7 protein-coding genes are annotated in these 21,075 nt (G+C 75.2%); all 7 read left to right on the forward strand.

Annotation, left to right across the window (positions count from 1 at the left end; translation table 11 throughout):
* The 7 genes from ABT369_RS05175 (at position 1) to ABT369_RS05205 (ending at position 21,034) form a co-directional block, all read left to right on the forward strand.
* Complete coding sequence (locus tag ABT369_RS05175) at positions 1-1,902, forward strand: condensation domain-containing protein (RefSeq protein WP_350610412.1); 1,902 nt, start codon at positions 1-3, stop codon at positions 1,900-1,902.
* Positions 1,895-4,822 carry a type I polyketide synthase gene (locus tag ABT369_RS05180; protein WP_350610413.1) on the forward strand — a complete coding sequence of 976 codons (2,928 nt, stop codon included), beginning with the start codon at positions 1,895-1,897 and terminating at the stop codon, positions 4,820-4,822. Before ABT369_RS05175 ends, ABT369_RS05180 begins: the two co-directional genes overlap by 8 nt.
* The gene (locus ABT369_RS05185) at positions 4,822-8,112 is read left to right on the forward strand and encodes an aminotransferase class III-fold pyridoxal phosphate-dependent enzyme (RefSeq protein ID WP_350610414.1); all 3,291 of its coding nucleotides are present in this window, start codon (positions 4,822-4,824) and stop codon (positions 8,110-8,112) included. Before ABT369_RS05180 ends, ABT369_RS05185 begins: the two co-directional genes overlap by 1 nt.
* Positions 8,109-9,821, forward strand: a complete 1,713-nt coding sequence (locus tag ABT369_RS05190) for a carbamoyltransferase N-terminal domain-containing protein (RefSeq protein ID WP_350610415.1) — start codon at positions 8,109-8,111, stop codon at positions 9,819-9,821. The genes ABT369_RS05185 and ABT369_RS05190 overlap by 4 nt, the downstream gene beginning before the upstream one ends.
* A gap of 67 nt (positions 9,822-9,888) precedes the next feature.
* Positions 9,889-11,685, forward strand: a complete 1,797-nt coding sequence (locus ABT369_RS05195; protein ID WP_350610416.1) for a flavin-containing monooxygenase — start codon at positions 9,889-9,891, stop codon at positions 11,683-11,685.
* Positions 11,686-11,723: 38 nt separating this feature from the next.
* Positions 11,724-19,643, forward strand: coding sequence for a non-ribosomal peptide synthetase (locus ABT369_RS05200; protein WP_350610417.1), 7,920 nt, complete (start codon positions 11,724-11,726; stop codon positions 19,641-19,643).
* Positions 19,643-21,034, forward strand: a complete 1,392-nt coding sequence (locus ABT369_RS05205; RefSeq protein ID WP_350610418.1) for an MFS transporter — start codon at positions 19,643-19,645, stop codon at positions 21,032-21,034. Before ABT369_RS05200 ends, ABT369_RS05205 begins: the two co-directional genes overlap by 1 nt.
* Positions 21,035-21,075 lie beyond the last annotated feature (41 nt).

Consider the following 21,075-nt stretch of genomic DNA (forward strand, 5'->3'; position numbering starts at 1 on the left):
GTGAGCGAGTACGACGTCCGCAAACGACTGGAGGCGGTGCTGCGGTCGCGGGCCGCCGAGGCGCGCGCCGAGCACCCGCTGTCGCCCGCGCAGCGTTCGCTACTGATCCTGCACCAGACGGACCCGGCGAACGCGGCGTACAACGTCGCCTTCACCGCCCGGTTCACCGGCGGCTTCGACACCGCCGCGTTCCACGGCGCGCTGCGCTCCCTCGTCGGCCGGCACGCGGCGCTGCGCACCACCTTCGGGCGCGTCGGCACGCCGGGCGCCGGGGCCGTCGAGGGCCGGCAGAGCGTGCACGGCTGGCTCGAGCCCGGCTTCGCCGAGACCGACGCCGGGGACTGGGGCGACGAGCGGCTCGCCCAGACGGTGCGCGACGACCATCGGGAGCCGTTCGACCTCATGAGCGGTCCGCCGATCCGGGCGCGGGTCTACCGCACCGCACCGGGTGAGGCGGTCGTGCTGTTGAGCGTGCACCACATCGTGTGCGACTTCTGGTCGCTCGGGCTCATGCTGGCCGAGCTGGAGCAGCTGTACCGCGCCGAGTCCGAGCGGCGCCCGGCGAACCTGCCCGCCCGCAACGCGCCGTACACCGACTTCGTCACGTACCAGCGCGACCTCATCGCCACGGCGAGGGGCGAACGGGCCCGCGCGTACTGGCACGGGCGGCTCGCCGGCCGCCTGGAGCCGACCGCGTGGCCGCGCTTCGAGCCCGACCCGGCCGACGCCGACGGGGGCGCCTCGATCGTGTTCGCGTTCCCCGACGCCCTCGCGCGCGACGTGTTCGCGCTGGCGCGGGAGGCGGGCTCGACGCCGTACGTCGTGCTGTTGACGGCCTTCCAGATCCTCATCGGGCGGTACACCGGCCGACGTGACGTGCTGATCGGGACCCCGGTCGCCGGCCGGACCGACCCGGCGCTGGCCGAGAGCGTCGGCAACTTCGTCAACCCGGTGGTGCTGCGGGCCGAGCTGGACGGCGCGGCGTCGTTCGGGGAGCTGCTCGGGCGGGCCCGCCGCACGGTCGCGGAGGCGCTGGAGCACCAGGACTACCCGTTCGAGCGGCTCGTCAGGGAGCTCAGCCCGCCGCGCCGCGACGGGCGCAACCCCATCTTCCAGGCGATGTTCAGCTACCAGCAGCCGCACCGGTACCCGGCGCACGCCGGCCTGTACGTGGCCGACGAGGGCGCGGCCCCGGTCGCCTGGGCCGGGCTGACCGCAGTGCCGTTCCGCCTCGCGCAGCAGGACGACCAGCTGGAGCTCGTGCTGGAGGTCGTCCACGACGGTGACCGGCTCGTCGCGGTGCTCAAGCACCGCACGTCGGTCTTCCCGTCCGCGGCGGCCCGGCAGGTCATCCGGTGCTACCTGACCCTGCTCGGGGCGGTGGTGGCGAATCCGCGGCACCGCGCGGACGACCTGCCGCTGCCGGCCGTGGGCGACCCCGGCAGCGACCGCGTCGGCGACGCGGTCGGCGCGGGCGACCCGGCCGGCGACGCCCTCGCGGACGCGGCGGCCCCGGCTGACGAGCCCGCGCCGGCCGGCCTCGGCGCGCAGGAGCGGCGGGTGACGGCGGTCTGGCGGCAGGTCCTCGGCCGCGAGGCCATCGGCCCCGACGACAACTTCTTCGACCTCGGCGGCAACTCGGTGCTGCTCATGCAGGTCCACCAGCTGCTCACCGACGAGGCCGCGGACCGCCCGCTGACGGTGCCCGACCTGTTCCGCTACCCGACCGTGACGAGCCTGGCCCGGCGGCTCGGTCAGGCCGCCGCGCCGGTCGGCGAGGGCCCGGGCCGGGGGCGCGCCTCGAGCCGGCGGGTGCAGCTGGCGGACGGCGCGGCGCGCGGCGCGCGGCTGCGGGCGCGGGGGCGTCAGCGCGTGGACGGCGACGGAGGCCGGGATGCCTGACGCGACCGAGGCCGCGGCGCCGATCCGGCCCAACGACATCGCCGTGATCGGGATGTGCGGTCGGTTCCCCGGCGCCCCCGACGTGGCCACCCTCTGGAGCCGGCTGCGGGCCGGCGACGACCTGCTGACCACGTTCACCGACGCCGAGCTCGCGGCGGCCGGGACGCCCCCGCGGGTGCTGCGCGATCCGGCCTATGTCAGGCGCGCGGCGGTCCTGCCCGACGCGTTCCGCTTCGACCACGAGTTCTTCGGCTACACCCGGCGTGAGGCGATGCTGCTCGACCCCCAGCAGCGGATCCTGCTGGAGGTCGCCTCGGAGCTGCTCGAGACGATCGGCTACGCCGGCGCGGCGGGCGAGCAGGCCGTCGGGGTGTTCGCCGGCGCGTCGATGAACACGTACCTGCCCAACCTGCTGGGCCGCCACTGCGATCCGCTCGGCTACGACGGTACCGAAATCATGATCGCCAACGACAAGGACTACCTGACCACCCGGATCTCCTACAAGCTCGGGCTGCGGGGGCCGAGCGTCAACGTGCAGACCGCGTGCTCGACGTCGCTCGTGGCGGTACACCTGGCCGTGCAGAGCCTCGTCACCGGCGAGTGCGACATCGCCCTGGCCGGCGGCGTCTCGGTGATCGCCAACCCGTACCCCGGCTACACGTTCAGCGAGGGGATGATCCTGTCCCCGGACGGGCGGTGCCGCCCGTTCGACGCCGCGGGGGCCGGCACGACGTTCGGCGACGGGGTCGGCCTGGTCGCCCTGAAGCGACTGGCCGAGGCGATCGCGGACGGCGACCGGGTGCTGGCCGTGGTGAAGGGCTCGGCGATCAACAACGACGGCTCGGACAAGATCGGCTACACGGCCCCCAGCACCGCCGGCCAGCGGGCGGTGATCGCGGAGGCGCAGGCGGTGGCCGAGGTGGGCGCCGGCACCATCACCTACGTCGAGGCCCACGGCACCGCGACCACGCTCGGCGACCCCGTCGAGTTCGCCGCGCTGCGCGAGGCCTTCGTCGCGGGCGGCGCGCGGCCGGGGCGGCGGGAGTGTGCCCTGGGCTCGGTCAAGGCCAACGTCGGGCACCTCGCCGCCGCGGCGGGTGTCACCGGGCTCATCAAGGCGGTGCTGGCGTTGCAGCACCGGGAGATCCCCGGCCACCCGACCTTCGCCCGGCCCAACCCCGAGATCGACCTGGACGACAGCCCGTTCTTCGTCAACACCGCCCCGATGCCCTGGGCGGCGGGGTCCACCCCGCGACGGGCCGGCGTGAGCTCGTTCGGCATCGGCGGCACCAACGCGCACGTCGTGCTCGAGGAGGCACCCCCGGCGCCCGCCGCCCCGGCGCCGGCCGAGGGCCCGTGGCTGCTCGCGGTGAGCGCCAAGAGCGACGCGGCGCTGCGGGAGCTGGCCCGCCGGGTGGCCGACGAGCTGGCGGGGGCCGACGCGCCCGGTCTGGCCGACGCGGCGTACACCCTGCGGGCGGGCCGGCGCGTCTTCGCCCACCGCCACGCGGTCGTCGCCGACGACCACGCCGGCGCCGTGACCGGGCTGCGAGCCCTGGCCGACCGTCCGGTCGCGCCGGCGCCGTCCGCCCCGACTGTGTCGTTGCTCTTCGGCGCGATGGGGGCCGAGGAACTGCGGGCCCTGGCCGGGCGCCTGCCCGCGGTCGCGGACCTCGTCGACCGCTGCACCGCCGGCGCCGGTGTGGACGACGATCCCTCGGCGGCCGCGGTGACCGCCGCGCGGGTCCTGGCGGCGCTGTGGACGGAGTCCGGCGTGCGGCCGGCGGCGGTCGGGGGAGCGGGGGCCGGCGAGGTCCTCGCGGCCTGCGTCGCCGGCGCCCTCGACCCGTCCGCGGCGGCGGCCCTGCTGTCCTGGCGGGCCGGACGGCTCGACCGGCCGCCCGCGGTGAGGCCGCGGGCGCCGCGGATGCCCATCCTGTCGGCCGTCACCGGCGGTGAGCTGCCCGCGGCGCGGGTGCTCGATCCGCGGCACTGGACACGGGACGTCTGGGTGGGCGACCGGCTCGCCGAGGCGTTCGCGGGCGCGAGCGCGGCCGTGCTGGCCGTCGGGGCAGCGTCGGCCGGTGCCGGATTCGACCCGGTGCCGGCCCCGCCGACGGTGGTCGGCCTGCTGGCCGCCGCGGCCCGGCTGTGGGTCGAGGGCGTGCCGGTGGACTGGTCGGCGTGGTCGGGCGGGGGGCCCCGGCGGGTGCCCCTGCCGACCCACCCGCTGCGGGGGCCCACCTTGCGGCCCGATGCGCCCGGCGCCCCGGCCGTCCCGGGCGGGGCCGCCGCGCGGGCGGACGGGCCGTGGCTGCTGTTCGCGGACGCCGGCGGGGTCGGCGACGCCCTCGCCGGGGCGCTGCGCGAGGGCGGCGCCGCCGTGTGCGTGGTGCGCGCCGGTCGCCGGTACGAGCGTGTCGACGCCGACTCCTTCGTCGTCGACCCGGCGGAGGCGGGCGACCGCGAGCGGCTGTCGGCTGCGCTCGCGGCGGCCGGGTTCGTGCCCGGGCGGGTCGTGCACCTCTGGTCGTTCGACCCGCCCGCGGGAACCGACTCCGACCGGGACGCGGACCGGGACGCCGTGCTCGATCGGGCGGAGCCGCCACGGACCGAGGCCCTCGACCTCGTCCTGCACGCCGGGCTGCGCCGGCTGGCGGCCGCGGCCGACGACCGGCGCCCCGCGGCGGGCGCCGGGCTGCGCCGGACGCTGGCCCGGCTGTGGTCCGAGGTGCTGCGTACCGACGTCGACCGCTACGACCTGAGCCTCTTCGACCTCGGCGGCGACGAGCTGCTCGCGGTCCGCCTCGCGCGGCGGATCGAGCAGGAGCTCGCGCTGCCGCTGACGGCGCGGGAGCTGCTGGCCAACCCCACCATCGACCGCCTGGCGGCGCGCCTGGACCCGACGGTGACCGCCTGATGCGCCGCCATCCGGGCGCCGAGCACGAGGAGAACAGCGTGGAGCCACTACTGCCAGGCATCGCCGCCATCGTCGGCGGCTACTTCGACATCCCGCCCGACCGGCTGGACCCCGACGTCGCGTTCACCGAGCTCGGCGCCGACTCGATGGCGCTGCTCGGCCTGCTGCGGCTGGTGGAGGACCGGTACGGGTGCAAGGTCACCCTGCGGCAGCTCTTCGGCGAGGTGCAGACGCCGGCCGAGATGGCCGCCTACCTCGCCGCGCACGCGCCGGCCGAGAAGCTGCCGGGCGCGTCCCCGGCTCCCGTCGTCGCGCCCGATCCGCTGGTGGCGGCGCCCTCCGTCGCGGCGCCGGCGCCGGTGCCGGTGCCGGCCACCGTGACGGCAGCGGTGCAGGAGCTGATCCGGGAGCAGCTGCTTGTCATGCAACGGCAGCTCGAGGTGCTGGGCGGCGCCCCGGCCGTGGTCCCGTCGGCCGTGGTCCCGTCGGCCGTGGTGCCGCCGGCCGCGGCGCCGGCCCCGACCCGGTCGGTGGTGCCGCTCGCGCCGGGCATGCGCCGGGCCGCGGCCGACCCCGAGGAGACGGCGCAGCGCACCCGCTATCTGCGGGCCCTGGCCGACCGGTTCGGCGCCCGCACGAAGGGCTCCAAGGCGTTCGCCCAGCGATTCCGCCCGATGGTGGCCGACAGCCGCTCCACGCTCGGGTTCCGGCCCGCGACCAAGGAGATGCTGTACCCGATCGTCGCCGAGCGCGGCCGTGGCGCGCGGCTGTGGGACATCGACGATAACGAGTACGTGGACCTGACCCTGGGCTACGGCGTGCACCTGCTGGGACACAACCCGCCGTTCGTCACGGACGCGCTGCGCGAGCGGCTGGACGTCGGCTTCAGCCTCGGGCCGCGCACCCGGCTGGTCGAGGACGTCGCGGCCGCCGTGCTGGAGCTCACCGGCATGGAGCGGGTCGCCTTCCTCAACACCGGGACCGAGGCGGTCATGACGGCGGTGCGCCTGGCGCGCGCGGCCACCGGGCGCGACAAGATCGTGGTGTTCTCCACGGCGTACCACGGCCACTCCGACGGCGTGCTCGCCGTGCCCTCCCACGAGAACGGCGTGTTCGGCACGCGGCCGCTGGCGCCGGGCGTCTCGCCGCGCGCGGTGGAGAACGTGTACGTGCTGGAGTTCGGCACTGACGAGGCCCTCGACTTCATCCACCGGCACGGTCCGCAGCTGGCGGCGGTCATGACCGAGCCGGTGACGCTGCGCACGCCGGGCGTGCAGAACCCCGAGTTCCTGCGGCGCGTTCGGGAGATCACTCGGGAGCACGGCACGAAGCTCATCTTCGACGAGATGGTGACCGGCTTCCGCTGCCACCCGGCCGGCGTGCAGGGCCTGTACGGCATCGAGGCCGACCTGGCCACCTACGGCAAGATCATCGGTGGCGGCCTGCCGCTCGGCGTGATCGCCGGCCGCGGCGGGGTGATGGACCCCGTCGACGGCGGCGTCTGGCACTTCGGCGACGACTCCGGCCCGACGGTCGAGTCGACGTTCTTCGGCGGGACGTTCAACCAGCACCCGATGTCGATGGTGGCGGCCAAGGCGGTGCTCGACAACCTCCGCGCGGCCGGGCCGGCCCTGCAGCGCGACCTCGACCGCACGACCGAGGCGTTCGTGGACGACCTCAACGCCGACTTCCGCGAGCTCGACGTGCCGATCGAGGTCCGCCGGTTCTCGTCGCTGTTCCGCTTCGAGCACGAGCAGAACATGGACCCCTTTTACTTCAACCTGCTCGACCGCGGGGTGTTCGTCTGGGAGCTGCGCAACTTCTTCCTGTCCACCGCCCACCGGCCGGAGGACCTGGCGCACATCCGCGCGGCCGTCCGGGACTCCGTCGCCGAGCTGCGGTCCCACGGAATGCTCGGCGACCGCCGCACGGGCCGGGCCGGCACCCGCCCGGCGCCGCCGCGCAGCACCCTCGCGCAGCGGCAGCTGGCGGCTCTCGACGAGGGCGGCGTCGCCGCCTACGAGATGTCCATCGGCTTCTGGCTCGACGGCGAACTGGACCGCGACGCGCTGCGCGCGGCCGTGCACGGCGTGGTCGCGCGGCACGAGGCGCTGCGCAGCACGCTCGGGGTGGACGGCGAGACGCTCGTCGTCCACCCCGCGGCCGAGGCGACGCCGGGCGTGCTGGTCGAGCACGCCTGCGCCGACGAGGAGGAGCTCGAGCGGTTCCGGCGCGAGTGGGCCGAGCGGCCGCTCGCCCTGGCCGGCGGTCCGGTCTTCCGCGCCGCGGTGGTGCGGGTCGCCCCGCGCCGGCACCAGCTGCTGCTGTCGGTGCACCACGCGGCGGTGGACGGCTGGTCGTTCAGCACCATCGTCGGCGACCTCGTCGAGCTGTACAACGCCGGACGCCGCGGCGCGGACGCCCAACTGCCGCCGGCCGCGCAGTTCCGCGACTACGTCGCGTGGCACCACCGGGTCGCCGCCGGGCCGGGCGCCGCGGCGCACCGCGACTACTGGCGGTCCCTGCTCAAGGAGGCACCGCCGGTCGAGCTGCCGTCGTCGGGCGGGCCGGCGGGCTACCCCTTCCGGGCGGTGCGGCACGGCGTCCGGCTCGACGCCGCGTTCCGCGACAGGATGCGCGAGGCCGCCCGGGAGGAGGGCGTGACCGTGTTCGCCTACCTCGTGGCGGCCTGGGGCGCGTTGCTGCACCGGCTGACCGGGCGTGACGACGTCGTCGTTCCGGTCGCCGCCGCCCGGCGGCCGCCGGAGCTCGATCTGGTGGTCGGGTACTGCTCCAACCTGCTCCCGCTGCGGCTGCGGCGATCGGCGGACATCCGGGTCGCCGACTACGTGGCCGAGGTCCTCGAGCAGCTGGTGACCGGGCTGGAGACCCAGGACCACCCGTTCGCGGAGCTCATCGCGGAGTCGGGCGGGCCGGGCGCGGGGCTGCGCGACGAGCTGTTCACCACGTCGATCTCGTTCTACCGCCAGGTCGCGGTGCCGGCCGTGGACGGGCTCGCGGTGGCGGAGGCCGACCCGCTGCCGATCGCGCGCACCGGCCATCCGCTGGCGCTGAACATCGTGGACGGCGCGGACGGCGTGCGGTGCGACTTCGACATCGCGGTGGACGTCGTCGCCCCGGCGCTGCTGGAAAGCATCCCGCCGGACTACCGCAACCTGCTCGACGCCATGGTCGCCGACGGCCGGCGACCGCTGGCCGACCTGCTGCACCACCCGACGGCCCCTCAGGCACACCCCGACAACGGACACAGGGGAGATGCGAACTCATGATCACCGCTGGCCTCAAGCTCACCCAGAGCGGCGGCATCGCGCTGCTCGACGGCGACCGCCTCGCGTTCAACATCGAGATGCAGAAGATCGGCAACGGCGCCCGGTACAGCAACGTCGACGAACTGGACGACCTGGCCGCGATCATGGGCCGGTTCGGCTACCAGCTCGGCGACGTCGCCACGTGGGCGGTGGACGGCTGGGACGGCGCGCGGCACGGCCGCGTGTCGCTGCTCAGCGGCGGCGTGCCGACCGAGGTCCTCGTCGCTCCGTACCGGGAGACCGAGGCGGTGCCCGACCCGGGCCGCCCCAGCCTCACCGGCCAGATCGTCATCGGCGGCAAGGGCCTGGACTACGTCAGCTACGTCCACGTGGCCGGCCACCTCGCCTCCGCCTACTGCTCCAGCCCGTTCGCCCGGCGCGGCGAGCCGTCCATGGTGCTGGTGTGGGACGGCGGCTGCTTCCCGCGGCTGTACTGCGTCGACGCCGACGGGCGCATCGAGGCCGGCGGCGAGGCGTTCCCGCTCATCGGCCACTCGTACTCCATGGCCTCGCAGTACTGGGGACCCTTCAAGCGGCCGAACAAGTCGACCCACGTCGATGACCTCTCGGTCGCCGGGAAGATGATGGCGTACATCGCCCTGGGCACGGCCCGGGAGGAGATCAAGTCGATCTTCCGCGAGGAGTTCTTCGAGCACTTCGAGGCCGGCTCGCCGCGGGTGCGTGCCTACCGCCGCACCATCATCGGCTGCGGCAGCACGGGCGAGCAGTCGCACTCCTTCGTGCACGAGTTCATGTCGGCGGTCCAGCGGCGCACGGCCGGCGCGGGCGTGTCCGACGAGGACGTGCTGGCCAGCGTCCACGCGTTCCTGGAGGAGCTGCTGCTGGAGCGGGTGACCGCGAAGATCCGGGCGTGGAAGGGCGGCGGCCGGTGGAACCTGTGCTTCGCCGGGGGCTGCGCGCTGAACATCAAGTGGAACAGCGCGCTGCGGGCGCACCCGATGATCAAGGAGATGTGGGTGCCGCCGTTCCCGGACGACTCGGGGGTCGCGATCGGCACCGCCTGCCTCGCCGCGGCCGGCGGCGAGGGGCTTCGGCCGATCGAGTGGGGCACCCGGCTCGGGCCGGACCTGGAGCCCACGCCGGAGGTGCCGGCGGGGTGGAGCATGTCGCCGTGCTCGCCCGAGGAACTGGCCCGGATGCTGCACGCCACGGGCCGGCCCGCCGTCGTGCTCAACGGCCGCGCGGAGCTGGGGCCCCGGGCGCTCGGCGGGCGCAGCATCATCGCCCCGGCCACGGAGGCCTCGATGAAGAAGCTGCTCAACGACGTGAAGGGCCGGGAGCACTACCGGCCGGTCGCGCCGATCTGCCTGGAGGAGCACGCGCCCGCCATCTTCGACCCGGGCACCCGCGACCCGCACATGCTCTTCGAGCACGTCGTGCGCCCCGAGTGGGTCGACCGGGTGCCGGCCGTCATGCACCTGGACGGCACCGCCCGGCTGCAGACCGTGAACGCGGACGACGACCCCAACCTGCACGCCATCCTCCGCGAGTACCACCGGTGCAGCGGCATTCCGGTGCTGTGCAACACGAGCGCGAACTACAACGGCCGCAGCTTCTTCCCCGACGCCGCCTCGGCGATGCGGTGGGGCCAGCTCGACCTGGTGTGGAGCGAGGGCGTCCTGTACCGCCGGGACGACCCGACCTGCTAGTGCGAGCCGCCGCCCCGGATCGCCGCGTGGCGCGGTCCGCCGAACAACGCCGTTGGAGGAGACGTTGATGCCCAGGCCCGATGTGTCGAAGGTTCTCGAGAAGCACGCCGCCGAGCGGGCCAAGCGCCTGCGCCCGGACGGCAACGACCAGTACCGGCCGCTCGCCGGCGACCTCGCGCACATGGCCGAGGACCCGTTCACCGACCGCGTGGAGCGGGAACCGTTGCGCGACCACGTCACCGTCGCCTTCATCGGCGGGGGCTTCGCCGGCCTCATGACCGGGGCGTACCTCAAGGAGGCCGGGGTCGACGACGTCCGGATCGTCGAGACCGGGGGCGACGTCGGCGGCACCTGGTACTGGAACCGGTACCCGGGCGTGCAGTGCGACGTCGCCTCGCTGATCTACCTGCCGCTGCTGGAGGAGACCGGCTACGTGCCGACGGAGTGGTACGCGCACGGCCCGGAGATCCTGGAGCACTGCCAGCGCATCGCCAAGCAGTACGGGCTGTACGAGCGGGCCCTGTTCCACACCCGGGTGACCGGCCTGGAGTGGGACGAGGCCGCCGGGCGGTGGACGGTGCGCACCGACCGCGGCGACGCGTTCACCGCGCAGTTCGTGGCCTGGGGCCTGGGCAACCTGTCGGTGCCGAAGCTGCCGGGCATCCCCGGCATCGAGACGTTCGCGGGCCACGCCTTCCACGCGAGCCGGTGGGACTATGCCTACACCGGAGATCCGGCCGGCGGGCCGCTGGGCGGGCTGCGCGACCGGCGGGTGGCCGTCATCGGCACCGGCGCCAGCGCCGTGCAGTGCGTGCCGCACCTGGCGACGGCGTGCGGGGAGCTGTTCGTGTTCCAGCGCACGCCGTCGGTGATCGAGGTCCGCAACAATCGGCCCATCGATCCGGAGTGGTTCGCGCGCATCGCCACGCCGGGCTGGCAGCAGCGGTGGCTGGACAACTACGCGGCGAACATGACCGCGGCCGAGCAGCCGGCCGAGGACCTCGTCGACGACAGCTGGACCGCCCTGGCCCGGCGCGGCCGCGCCGCCGGGGAGGGGCCTGACCCGGAGCAGGACGGCGCCGACGGGATCGGCCGCGAGGTGTACGCCGATCTGGAGAAGATGGACGAGATCCACGCCCGCGTGGCGGCGACCGTCCGGGACCCGCGCACGGCGGAGCTGCTCAAGCCCTGGTACCACCTGCCGTGCAAGCGCCTGACCTTCCACGACGAGTACCTGGCCGCCTTCAACGTCCCGACGGTCCACCTGGTGGACACCGGCGGCAAGGGGGTCGAGCGGATCGCGCCGAGCGGCGTCGTGGTGGACGGCACCGAGTACCCGGTGGACTGCATCATCTACGCCTCGGGGTTCGAGGTCGGCACCGACCCGATCCGCCGCGGCGGCTTCGACCCGGTCGGCCGGGACGGCCGGCGGCTGTCGCAGGCCTGGGCCGACGGCCTGCGCACGATGCACGGCCTGCACGTGCACGGGTTCCCCAACGCGTTCCTCGTGCAGCCGTTCACGGGCGGAATGCGGTTCTCCAACCTCGCGCACAACCTGGCGGAGGCGGCCCGGACGGTCGCGGCCGTGGTCGGGCACGCCGTGCGGGCGGGCGTCGACGTCGTGGAGGTCACGCGGGAGGCCCAGGACGCCTGGATGCGCGAGGTGGGCGTCGACGCGGAGTGGCGCTCGTTCCTGGCCACCTGCACGCCGGGCTACAGCAACAACGAGGGCACCGACCTCGGTGCCTACTCGATCTGGGAAGAGTATCTGTGCGCCGACGGCCTGGGCTACTTCCGGCTGCTGCAGCAGTGGCGCGACGCCGGGGACTTCGCCGGCTTGCAACGGCGCCACCTCGGCCGGTGAGTGCGCGCCCGCGGTCGGAACTCAGCGAGGGAGCCTGCATGATTCCGTTGTCCTTTGCCCAGCAGCGACTGTGGCTCGTCGGCCAGCTGGCCGGGCCGAGCGCGGCGTACAACGTGCCGCTGGTGCTGCGCCTGTCCGGCCGGCTGGACCGGGCCGCCCTGGCGGCGGCGCTGCACGACGTGGTCGGGCGGCACGAGAGTCTGCGCACGGTGTTCCCGGTCGTCGACGGCGGGCCGGTGCAGTCCACCCTGCCGGCCGGCGAGGTCGGGCCGCCGCTGGAGTGGGTGGACGCCGGCGCCGACGAGCTCGCCGACCTGGTGGCCGCGGCCGCCGGGCACGTGTTCGACCTCGCGGATGAGATTCCGGTGCGGGCCCAGGGGTTCGTCGTGGCGCCGGACGAGCACGTGCTGGTGCTGCTGCTGCACCACATCGCGTGCGACGGCTGGTCGGTGGGGCCGCTGACCCGCGACCTCGCGGCGGCGTACGCGGCCCGGGTGGTCGGGGTGGCGCCGGGCTGGGACGAGCTGCTGGTGCAGTACGCGGACTACACGCTCTGGCAGCGCGAGCTGCTCGGGGCGCCGGACGACCCGGACAGCGCCATGGCCCGGCAGTCGACGTACTGGCGCGACGCGCTGTCCGGGCTGCCGGACGAGCTGGCGCTGCCGTTCGATCGGCCGCGCCCGGCGGTGGCCAGCCATCGCGGGGCCGAGGTGCCGGTGGCCCTCGACGCCGAGGTGCACGACCGGATCGAGGCGCTGGCCCGCCCGGCCGGCGCGACGCCGTTCATGGTGGTGCAGGCGGCGCTGGCCGTGCTGCTGTCGCGGCTGGGGGCCGGGACCGACGTGCCGCTCGGCACGCCGGTGGCCGGCCGCGACGACGAGGCGCTGCACGACCTGGTCGGGTTCTTCGTCAACACGCTGGTGCTGCGCACCGACGTCTCGGGCGATCCGACGTTCCGGGAGCTGCTGGCCCGGGTGCGGGACGCCGACCTGGCGGCGTTCGAGCACCGGGACCTGCCGTTCGAGCGGGTGGTGGAGGTGCTGGACCCGCCCCGGTCGCTGGGCCGGCACCCGCTGTTCCAGGTGATGCTGGCCTTCGACGCCGACGCGGAGATCGCGGTGTCGCTGCCCGGCCTGCGGGTCGGCGAGGTCGAGGTTCCGCCGTGGGAGACGGCCAAGTTCGACCTGAACTTCGAGCTCCGCGCGCGGTACGGGCCGCAGGGGCGGCCGGCCGGGATCGTGGGGGTCGTGGAGTACGCCACCGAGCTCTTCGAGCGCGCCACGGTCGAGGCGCTGGTGGCTCGGCTCGGCCGGCTGGTCGAGCAGCTCGTCGCCGACCCCGACCGGCTCGTCGGCCGGGCGGACCTCCTCAGCGGCCCGGAGCGGGAGCTGCTGCTGGCCGCACGCGCGGACGATCCGGCCGGGCCGGCGGCCACGCTGCCCGCGTGGTTCGAAGCCCGGGCCGCGGCGACGCCGGACGCGGTGGCGGTGGTGTTCGGCGACACCGAGCTGTCGTACGGGCAGCTCAACGCGCGCGCCAACCGGTTGGCGCGCGCGCTGGTCGAGCGCGGTGCCGGCCCGGAGCGGTTCGTGGCGGTGCTGCTACCCAGGTCCGTGGACATGATCGTCGCGGTGCTGGCGGTGCTCAAGGCCGGGGCGGCGTACCTGCCGGTCGAGCCGGCGCTGCCGGCGCGGCGGATCGAGCTGATGCTCAACGACGTCGAGCCCGTCGCGATCGTCACCGCGTCCACAGTGGATGAATCGGTCGCGCGCCGGGCCGGCATCGTGCTCGACGACCCGGACACGGCGGCCGCGCTGCGGGCTCGGCCGGGCGGCGACCTGGCCGACGGCGAGCGGGTCGCCCCGTTGCTGGCGCAGCACCCGGCCTACGTCATCTACACCTCCGGCTCGACCGGCAACCCGAAGGGCGTGCTGGTCGCGCACCGCAGCGTGGTGAGCCTCATGAGCGGCACCCGCGACACGCACCGCTTCGGCCCCGACGACGTGTGGGCGATGGTCCACTCGCTGGCCTTCGACGTGTCGGTGTGGGAGATCTGGGGCGCGCTGCTGCACGGCGGGCGCCTGGTCGTGGTGCCCGCGGAGGTCACCCGGTCCCCGGCCGACCTGCTGGACCTGCTCGCCGCGCACCGGGTGACGGTGCTCAACCAGACGCCGTCGGCGTTCTACGAGCTGCTGCGGGCCGACCGGCCCGACGAGCGCCCGCTCGCCCTGCGCACGATCGTCTTCGCCGGAGAGGCGCTGTCGTTCGAGCGCGTGCGGGACTGGTACGCCGGCCGCCCGCACGATCCGGCCCGGCTGGTGAACATGTACGGCATCACGGAGACGACCGTGCACACCACGACCCTGGCGCTGGACGCCGGCCTCGTGACGGACTTTCCGAGCCGCAGCCTCATCGGCCGGGCGATCCCGGGGCTGGCCGTGCTCGTACTCGACGCGGGCCTGCGGCCGGTGCCGCCGGGGGTCACCGGTGAGCTGTACGTGGTCGGGCCGCAGCTGGCCCGCGGCTACCTCAACCGGCCGGCGTTGACCGCCGAGCGGTTCGTGGCCTGCCCGTTCGGCGCGCCGGGCGAGCGGATGTACCGCTCGGGCGACCTGGGCCGGTGGCGGGTCGACGGGAGCCTGGAGTACCTCGGCCGGGCCGACCAGCAGGTGAAGATCCGAGGGTTCCGCATCGAGATCGGCGAGGTCGAGGCGGTCCTGGCCGAGCACCCCGGGATCGCCCACGCCGCCGTTGTCGCGCGCGAGGACGTCGCCGGCGACCGGCGCCTGGTGGGGTACGTGGTGCCCGGGCCCGCGCTCGACCCACGCGCGGCGGCGGAGCTGCCCGGCCGGCTGCGCCGGCACGCGGGCGGGCGGCTGCCCGAGTACATGGTGCCGGCGGCGGTGGTGGTGCTGGACCGGCTGCCGCTGACGGTCAACGGCAAGCTCGACCGCCGGGCACTGCCTGCCCCGGACTACGCCGCGGCCTCGACGCGCCGCGCCGCGCGCACCGTGCGCGAGGAGCTGCTGTGCGACGCGTTCGCCGCGGTGCTGGGGCTGGCGGCGGTCGGCGTCGACGACAACTTCTTCGACCTCGGCGGCCACTCGCTGCTCGCGACCCGCCTGGTCGCCCACGTCCGCGCGGTGCTCGGGGTCGAGCTGACCGTCCGCACCCTGTTCGAGTCGCCCTCGGCGGCGGCGCTGGCGGCCGCGCTGGCCGGGGCCGAGTCGTCGCGCCCGGCGCTGACGGCCGCGGCCCGCCCGGAGCCGATGCCGCTGTCCTTCGCCCAGCAGCGGCTGTGGTTCCTCGGCGAGCTGGAGGGGCCCAGCCCGACGTACAACCTGGCGGCGGTGCTGGACCTGTCCGGCCCGCTCGACGTCGCCGCGCTGGCCGCGGCGCTGCGCGACGTGCTGGCGCGGCACGAGGTGCTGCGCACGGTCTTCCCGTCGGCCGACGGCCGGCCCCGCCAGCGGGTGGTGCCCGTCGAGGAGCTCGGCGAGGTGCTCGCGGTGACGCCGGCCGACCGCGTCGGGCCGTCCGGCGTGGCCGCGGCGGTCGCGCGGGCCGTCGGGCACGGCTTCGACCTGTCGGCCGAGGTGCCGCTGCGCGCCCGGCTGATCGGCACCGGCGCGCGGGCGCACGTGCTGGTGCTGCTGGTGCACCACATCGCCGGCGACGGATGGTCCCTGGCGCCGCTGGCGCGGGATCTGTCCGTGGCGTACGCGGCGCGCCTCGCCGGCCGGGAGCCGGGGTGGTCGCCGCTGCCGGTGCAGTACGCGGACTACACCCTGTGGCAGCACCGGCTGCTCGGCGCGGCGGACGATCCCGGGAGCCGGCTGAGCGGCCAGCTGGCCTACTGGCGCCGGGCGCTGGCCGGCCTCCCCGAGGAGCTGCCGCTGCCGGTTGACCGCGTCCGCCCGGCGACGGCCTCGCACCGGGGCGCGAGCGTGCCGCTGCAGCTGCCGGCCGCGCTGCACGCCCGGATCGCCGAGCTGGCCCGGGAGGCCGGCGCGACGGTCTTCATGGTGCTGCAGGCCGGGCTGGCGGTGCTGCTCATGCGCCTGGGCGCCGGCGAGGACGTGCCGATCGGCACCCCGACGGCCGGGCGCACCGACGCCGCGCTCGACGACCTTGTCGGGTTCTTCGTCAACACGCTCGTCCTGCGCACCGACCTGTCCGGCCGGCCGTCGTTCCGTGAGCTGCTCGCCCGGGTGCGCGAGACGGCGCTGGACGCGTTCGCTCACCAGGACGTGCCGTTCGAGCGGCTGGTCGAAGACCTGGCGCCGGCCCGCTCCATGGCCCGCCATCCGCTGTTCCAGGTGCTGCTCGCGCTGCAGAACAACGCCGACGCCGTCCTGGAGCTGCCCGGCGTTGTGGTCGAGGTCCGGCCCGACGGCGACCCGCCGGCGAAGTTCGACCTCGCCGTCGAGCTGCGCGAGTCGTTCGACGAGCACGGCCGGCCCGCCGGGCTGACCGGCGACGTCTCCTACGCCGTCGACCTGTTCGACCACGACAGCGTGCGGCGCATCGCCGAACGCTTCGCCCGGGTGCTCGACACGTTGACGGCCGCGCCCGACCGGCGGGTCGACCTGGTCTCGGTGCTCTCGGCCGAAGAGCGGGAGCGGGTGCTGTACACCTGGAACGACACCGCCCGTCCGATCCCGCCCACGACGCTGCCGGCGCTGTTCGAGGCCCAGGTCGCCCGCACGCCCGCGGCCACCGCGGTCGTCTTCGACGGCGTGGTGCTGGCCTACGGCGAGCTCAACGCCCGCGCGAACCGGCTCGCCCACTACCTCATCGGCCGCGGCGTCGGACCCGAGCACGTCGTGGCCATGGCGGTGCCCCGCTCGATCGAGCTCATCGTGGCGCTGCTCGGCGTGGTCAAGGCGGGCGCGGCCTATCTGCCCATCGACATCGACTACCCGGCGCAGCGCGTAGCGTTCATGCTCGAGGACGCGGCGCCGTCGTACGTGGTGACGGTCGGCGCGGTCGCGGACCGGCTGCCCGCCGGCGCGCCGCGGCTGGTGCTCGACGATCCGGCCACCGACCGGGAGCTGTCGGCCGAGCCGGGCTGGGCCGCCGACCCGACCGACACGGCGCGCACCCGGCCGCTCGACCCCGCCCACCCGGCCTACGTCATCTATACGTCGGGCTCCACCGGCACGCCCAAGGGCGTGGTGATGCCGCACCGCGCGATCACCAACTTCATCACCGTCCATCGCGAGTCGGTGTTCGCCGCCGGCTCGGTGCGCGGGCGGCCAATGCGGGTCGCGCTGACCAACTCCATCTCGTTCGACGCGTGCTGGGACCAGCTGGCGAGCCTCGTCGAGGGCCACGAGCTGCACATCGTGAGCGCGGCCGAGCTGGCCGACCTCGGGCTGCTCGCGGCGTGGCTGGACGCGCACGACGTCGACTTCCTGGAGCTGACGCCGTCGCACATGGCCTCGGCCCTGTCGGGCGGGCTGTTCGACACCGTCCGGCGCCGCCCGGCGCTGCTCGTCGTCGGCGGCGAGGCCGTGCCCGACGCGCTGTGGGAGTGGCTGGGCGCGCTCGACGGCAGCCGCAGCTTCAGCTTCTACGGACCGACGGAGTGCACGGTGTACCAGGTCTTCGCCGAGCCGAGCCGCGCGCCGCGGCCGATCCTGGGCCGGCCGACGTTCAACATGCGGGTGTTCGTCCTCGACACCGGCCTGCAGCCGGTCGCCCCCGGCGTGACCGGCGAGGCCTACATCGCGGGCCCGGGCCTGGCGCGCGGATATCTCGGGCGGCCGGCGCTGAGCGCGGAGCGCTTCGTCGCCTGCCCGTTCGGCAGGCCGGGGGAGCGGATGTACCGCACGGGCGACCTGGTGCGCTGGCGCTCCGACGGCACGCTCGAGTTCATCGGGCGGGCCGACGACCAGGTGAAGATCCGCGGGTTCCGCATCGAGATCGGCGAGGTCGAGGCGGTGCTGGCCGAGTGCCCCGGCGTCGCCCGCGCCGCGGCCGTGGTCCGCGAGGACGTCCCCGGCGACCGGCGTCTGGTCGCGTACGTGGTGGCCGACCCGGCGGCGGGGCCGGGCGGTCCGCCGGCCGCCACGGTGCGCCGGTACGCGGCGGGGCGGCTGCCGCAGTACATGGTGCCGGCCGCGGTTGTCGTCCTCGACCGGCTGCCGCTGACCGCCAACGGCAAGCTGGACCGCAAGGCCCTGCCGGTCCCGGACCACGCGCCGGTCACCGCGCACCGGGCGCCCGGCACGCTGCGGGAGGCGCTGCTGTGCGCGGCGTTCGCCGAGGTGCTGGGGCGGCCCGCCGTCGGCGTCGACGACAGCTTCTTCGAGCTCGGCGGCCACTCCCTGCTGGCCACCCGGCTCGTCGCCCGCATCCGCGCGGTGCTGGGGGTGGAGGTCGGCATCCGGGCGCTGTTCGAGGCTCCGAGCGTCGCCGCGCTGGCCGGTGCGCTCGAGGCGACGGGGACCGCGCGGCCGGCGCTGGTGACCGCGGACCGTCCGGATCCGTTGCCGCTGTCGTTCGCCCAGCAGCGGCTGTGGATCGTCGGGCAGCTGGCCGGGCCGAGCGCGGCGTACAACATGTCGCTGATCCTGCGGCTGTCCGGCCGGCTGGACCGGGCCGCACTGGCCGCCGCGCTGCACGACGTGGTGGGGCGGCACGAGAGCCTGCGCACGGTGTTCCCGGTCCTCGACGGCGAGCCGGTCGCCCGGGTCGTGCCGGCAGGCGCGGTCGAGCTGCCGGTGGCGTGGGCCGACGCCGAGGCCGACCGGATCGGCGAGCTGGCGACCGCCGCCGCGACCCACGTGTTCGACCTGGCGACCGAGATCCCGGTGCGGGCCCAGGGGTTCGCGGTGGCCCCGGACGAGCACGTGCTGGTGCTGCTGCTGCACCACATCGCGTGCGACGGCTGGTCGGTCGGGCCGTTGGCGCGGGACCTCTCGGTGGCCTACGCGGCGCGCTGTGCCGGCGGGGAGCCGGGCTGGGCGCCGCTGCCGGTGCAGTACGCCGACTTCACGCTCTGGCAGCGCGAGCTGCTCGGCGCGGCCGAGGACCCCGAGAGCCGGCTGAGCCGGCAGCTGGCCTACTGGCGCGGCGCGCTGGCCGGTGTGCCGGACGAGCTGCGGCTGCCCTACGACCGGCCGCGCACCGCGGAGGGCGGCCGCCACGGCGCCGAGGCGGCCGTGCGCATCGGCGCGGAGGCGCACGCCGGGATCGAGGAGCTGGCGCGGCGGGTCGGCGTGACGCCGTACATGGTGGTGCAGGCGGCACTGGCGGTGCTGCTGTCGCGGCTCGGGGCCGGGACCGACATCCCGCTGGGCACGCCGGTGCTCGGGCGCACCGACGAGGCGCTGCACGACCTGGTCGGCTTCTTCCTCAACACGCTCGTGCTGCGCACCGACGTCTCGGGCGACCCGACGTTCCGGCAGCTGCTGGCCCGGGTGCGGGAGGCCGACCTGGCGGCGTTCGAGCACCAGGACCTGCCGTTCGAGCGGCTGGTGGAGCTGCTCGCCCCGCCCCGCTCGGGGGCCCGCCATCCGCTGTTCCAGGTGATGCTGTCGTTCAACACGAACGCCGAGGTCGCCTACGACCTGCCGGGGCTGCGCATCAGCGAGCTGGAGTTCCCGGGGCGCGAGGAGGCGAAGTTCGACCTGAACTTCCTGCTGCGCGGGCAGGTCGACCCGGACGGGTGTCCGGCCGGGATCGTCGGTGTCATCGAGTACGCCACCGACCTGTTCGACCACGATACGGTGCAGGCGCTGGCCGGGCGGTTCAACGAGGTGCTCGCGCAGGTGCTCGCGGACGTCGATGTACCTGTCGGCCGGGTGGAGGTCCGGCCGCCGTCAGACCGCGGCGCCCACCGCGGCGGTCTCGCCCCCGGCCGGCGGCGGGTGCTGGCCGGGCCGGGGGCCCGGGCGCTGAGAGCGCCCGGGCGGTTCGGCGGAGATTTCGAACAGAGAGGAACCCTGTGATGACGAGCGAGGCCACCGCGACGAAGCCGCGGTCGCTGCTGCGGCAGCGCACCTTCGCGCTGCTGTGGGTCGGCCAGTCGGTGTCGGTCTTCGGCACCCAGATCACCTATGTCGCGGTACCGCTGACTGCCGTGCTCCTGCTGCACGCGACGCCGATGGAGGCCGGCGTGCTCGGCGCCCTCGACACGCTGCCGTTCCTGCTGTTCGGCCTCTTCGTCGGCGTGCTGCTGGACCGCCGGGCGCGCCGCTCGGTGATGATCGCCGCCGATGTCGTGCGGGCGGCGGCCCTCGGCTGGATCCCGATCGCCTACGCGTTCGGGTGGCTGACGATGCTCCAGCTCTATGTCGCGGTCTTCGTCGTCGGCGTCATGACGGTCTTCTTCGACCTGGCCTACCAGTCCTACCTGCCCGGCCTCGTGGGCCGGGACCGGCTCACCGAGGCGAACGGGAAGCTGCAGCTGTCGGACTCCTCGGCGCAGGTCGCGGGGCCGGGCCTGGCGGGACTGCTCATCACCTGGCTCGGCGCGCCGGTCGCGCTGCTCATCGACGCGGCCAGCTATGTGCTGTCGTTCGCCACGGCGGCCGCCCTGCCGGCCGACGAGGCGCCGCGGCGGCCGCCCGGCGCGCCGGCCGGCTCGGTTCGCGCCGCGATCCGCGAGGGGTTCGTCGCCATCGGGCGGCGCCCGCTGGTGCTGTGGTGCACCATCGCCGCGGCGATCATCAACCTGTTCTCCGCGGCGATCATGTCGGTGTTCTTCCTGTTCCTGGTCCGAGTGGTGGGGATCGGCGCGGCACAGGTCGGCCTCGTCGTCGCCGCCTCCAGCGCGGGCGCGCTGGGCGGCGCGATCCTGGTCGACCGGCTCATCGGATGGTTCGGCGTGGGGCCGACGCTCGTGTCGTCGATGACGCTGACGGCGCTGGGCTTCCTCGCGCTGGGCGTGGTGCCCGCGCACTCGCCGGCGGCGTTCCCGATCGCGGCGGTGGCCGGCTTTGTCGTCATGTTCGGCGTGCCCGTCTTCGACGTGACCGTGATCAGCTTCCGGCAGGCGTCCACCCCGGACGAGCTGCTCGGTCGCGTGAACGCCACGGTGCGCACCTGCATCCTCGGGGCCGCGTCGCTCGGCGCGTTGCTGGGCGGCGCGTTCGCCACCGCGGCCGGGCTGCGGGCCACCGTCCTGGCGGGCACGGCGGGCACGTTCGTGGCCGCCCTGGTGCTGCTGTGCTCGCCGGTGCGCACCGTCCGCCGCCTCCCCGCGCCGCCCACCGACGCGCTGCCGACCGACATCGCCCCGTCCGCCGATGCCGCCCCGTCCGCCGATGCCGAGCCGTGCGATGCCGCGCCGGCCGCCGTGGCGGTGCCGTCGACGACCACTGAGCAACAGACGCCATGACAACGACGCCGAGGCCCGCGGCCGCGGATCGGCCGGACCGC

It is taken from the genome of Dactylosporangium sp. NPDC000244, from assembly GCF_040300725.1.
GTDB lineage: Bacteria > Actinomycetota > Actinomycetes > Mycobacteriales > Micromonosporaceae > Dactylosporangium.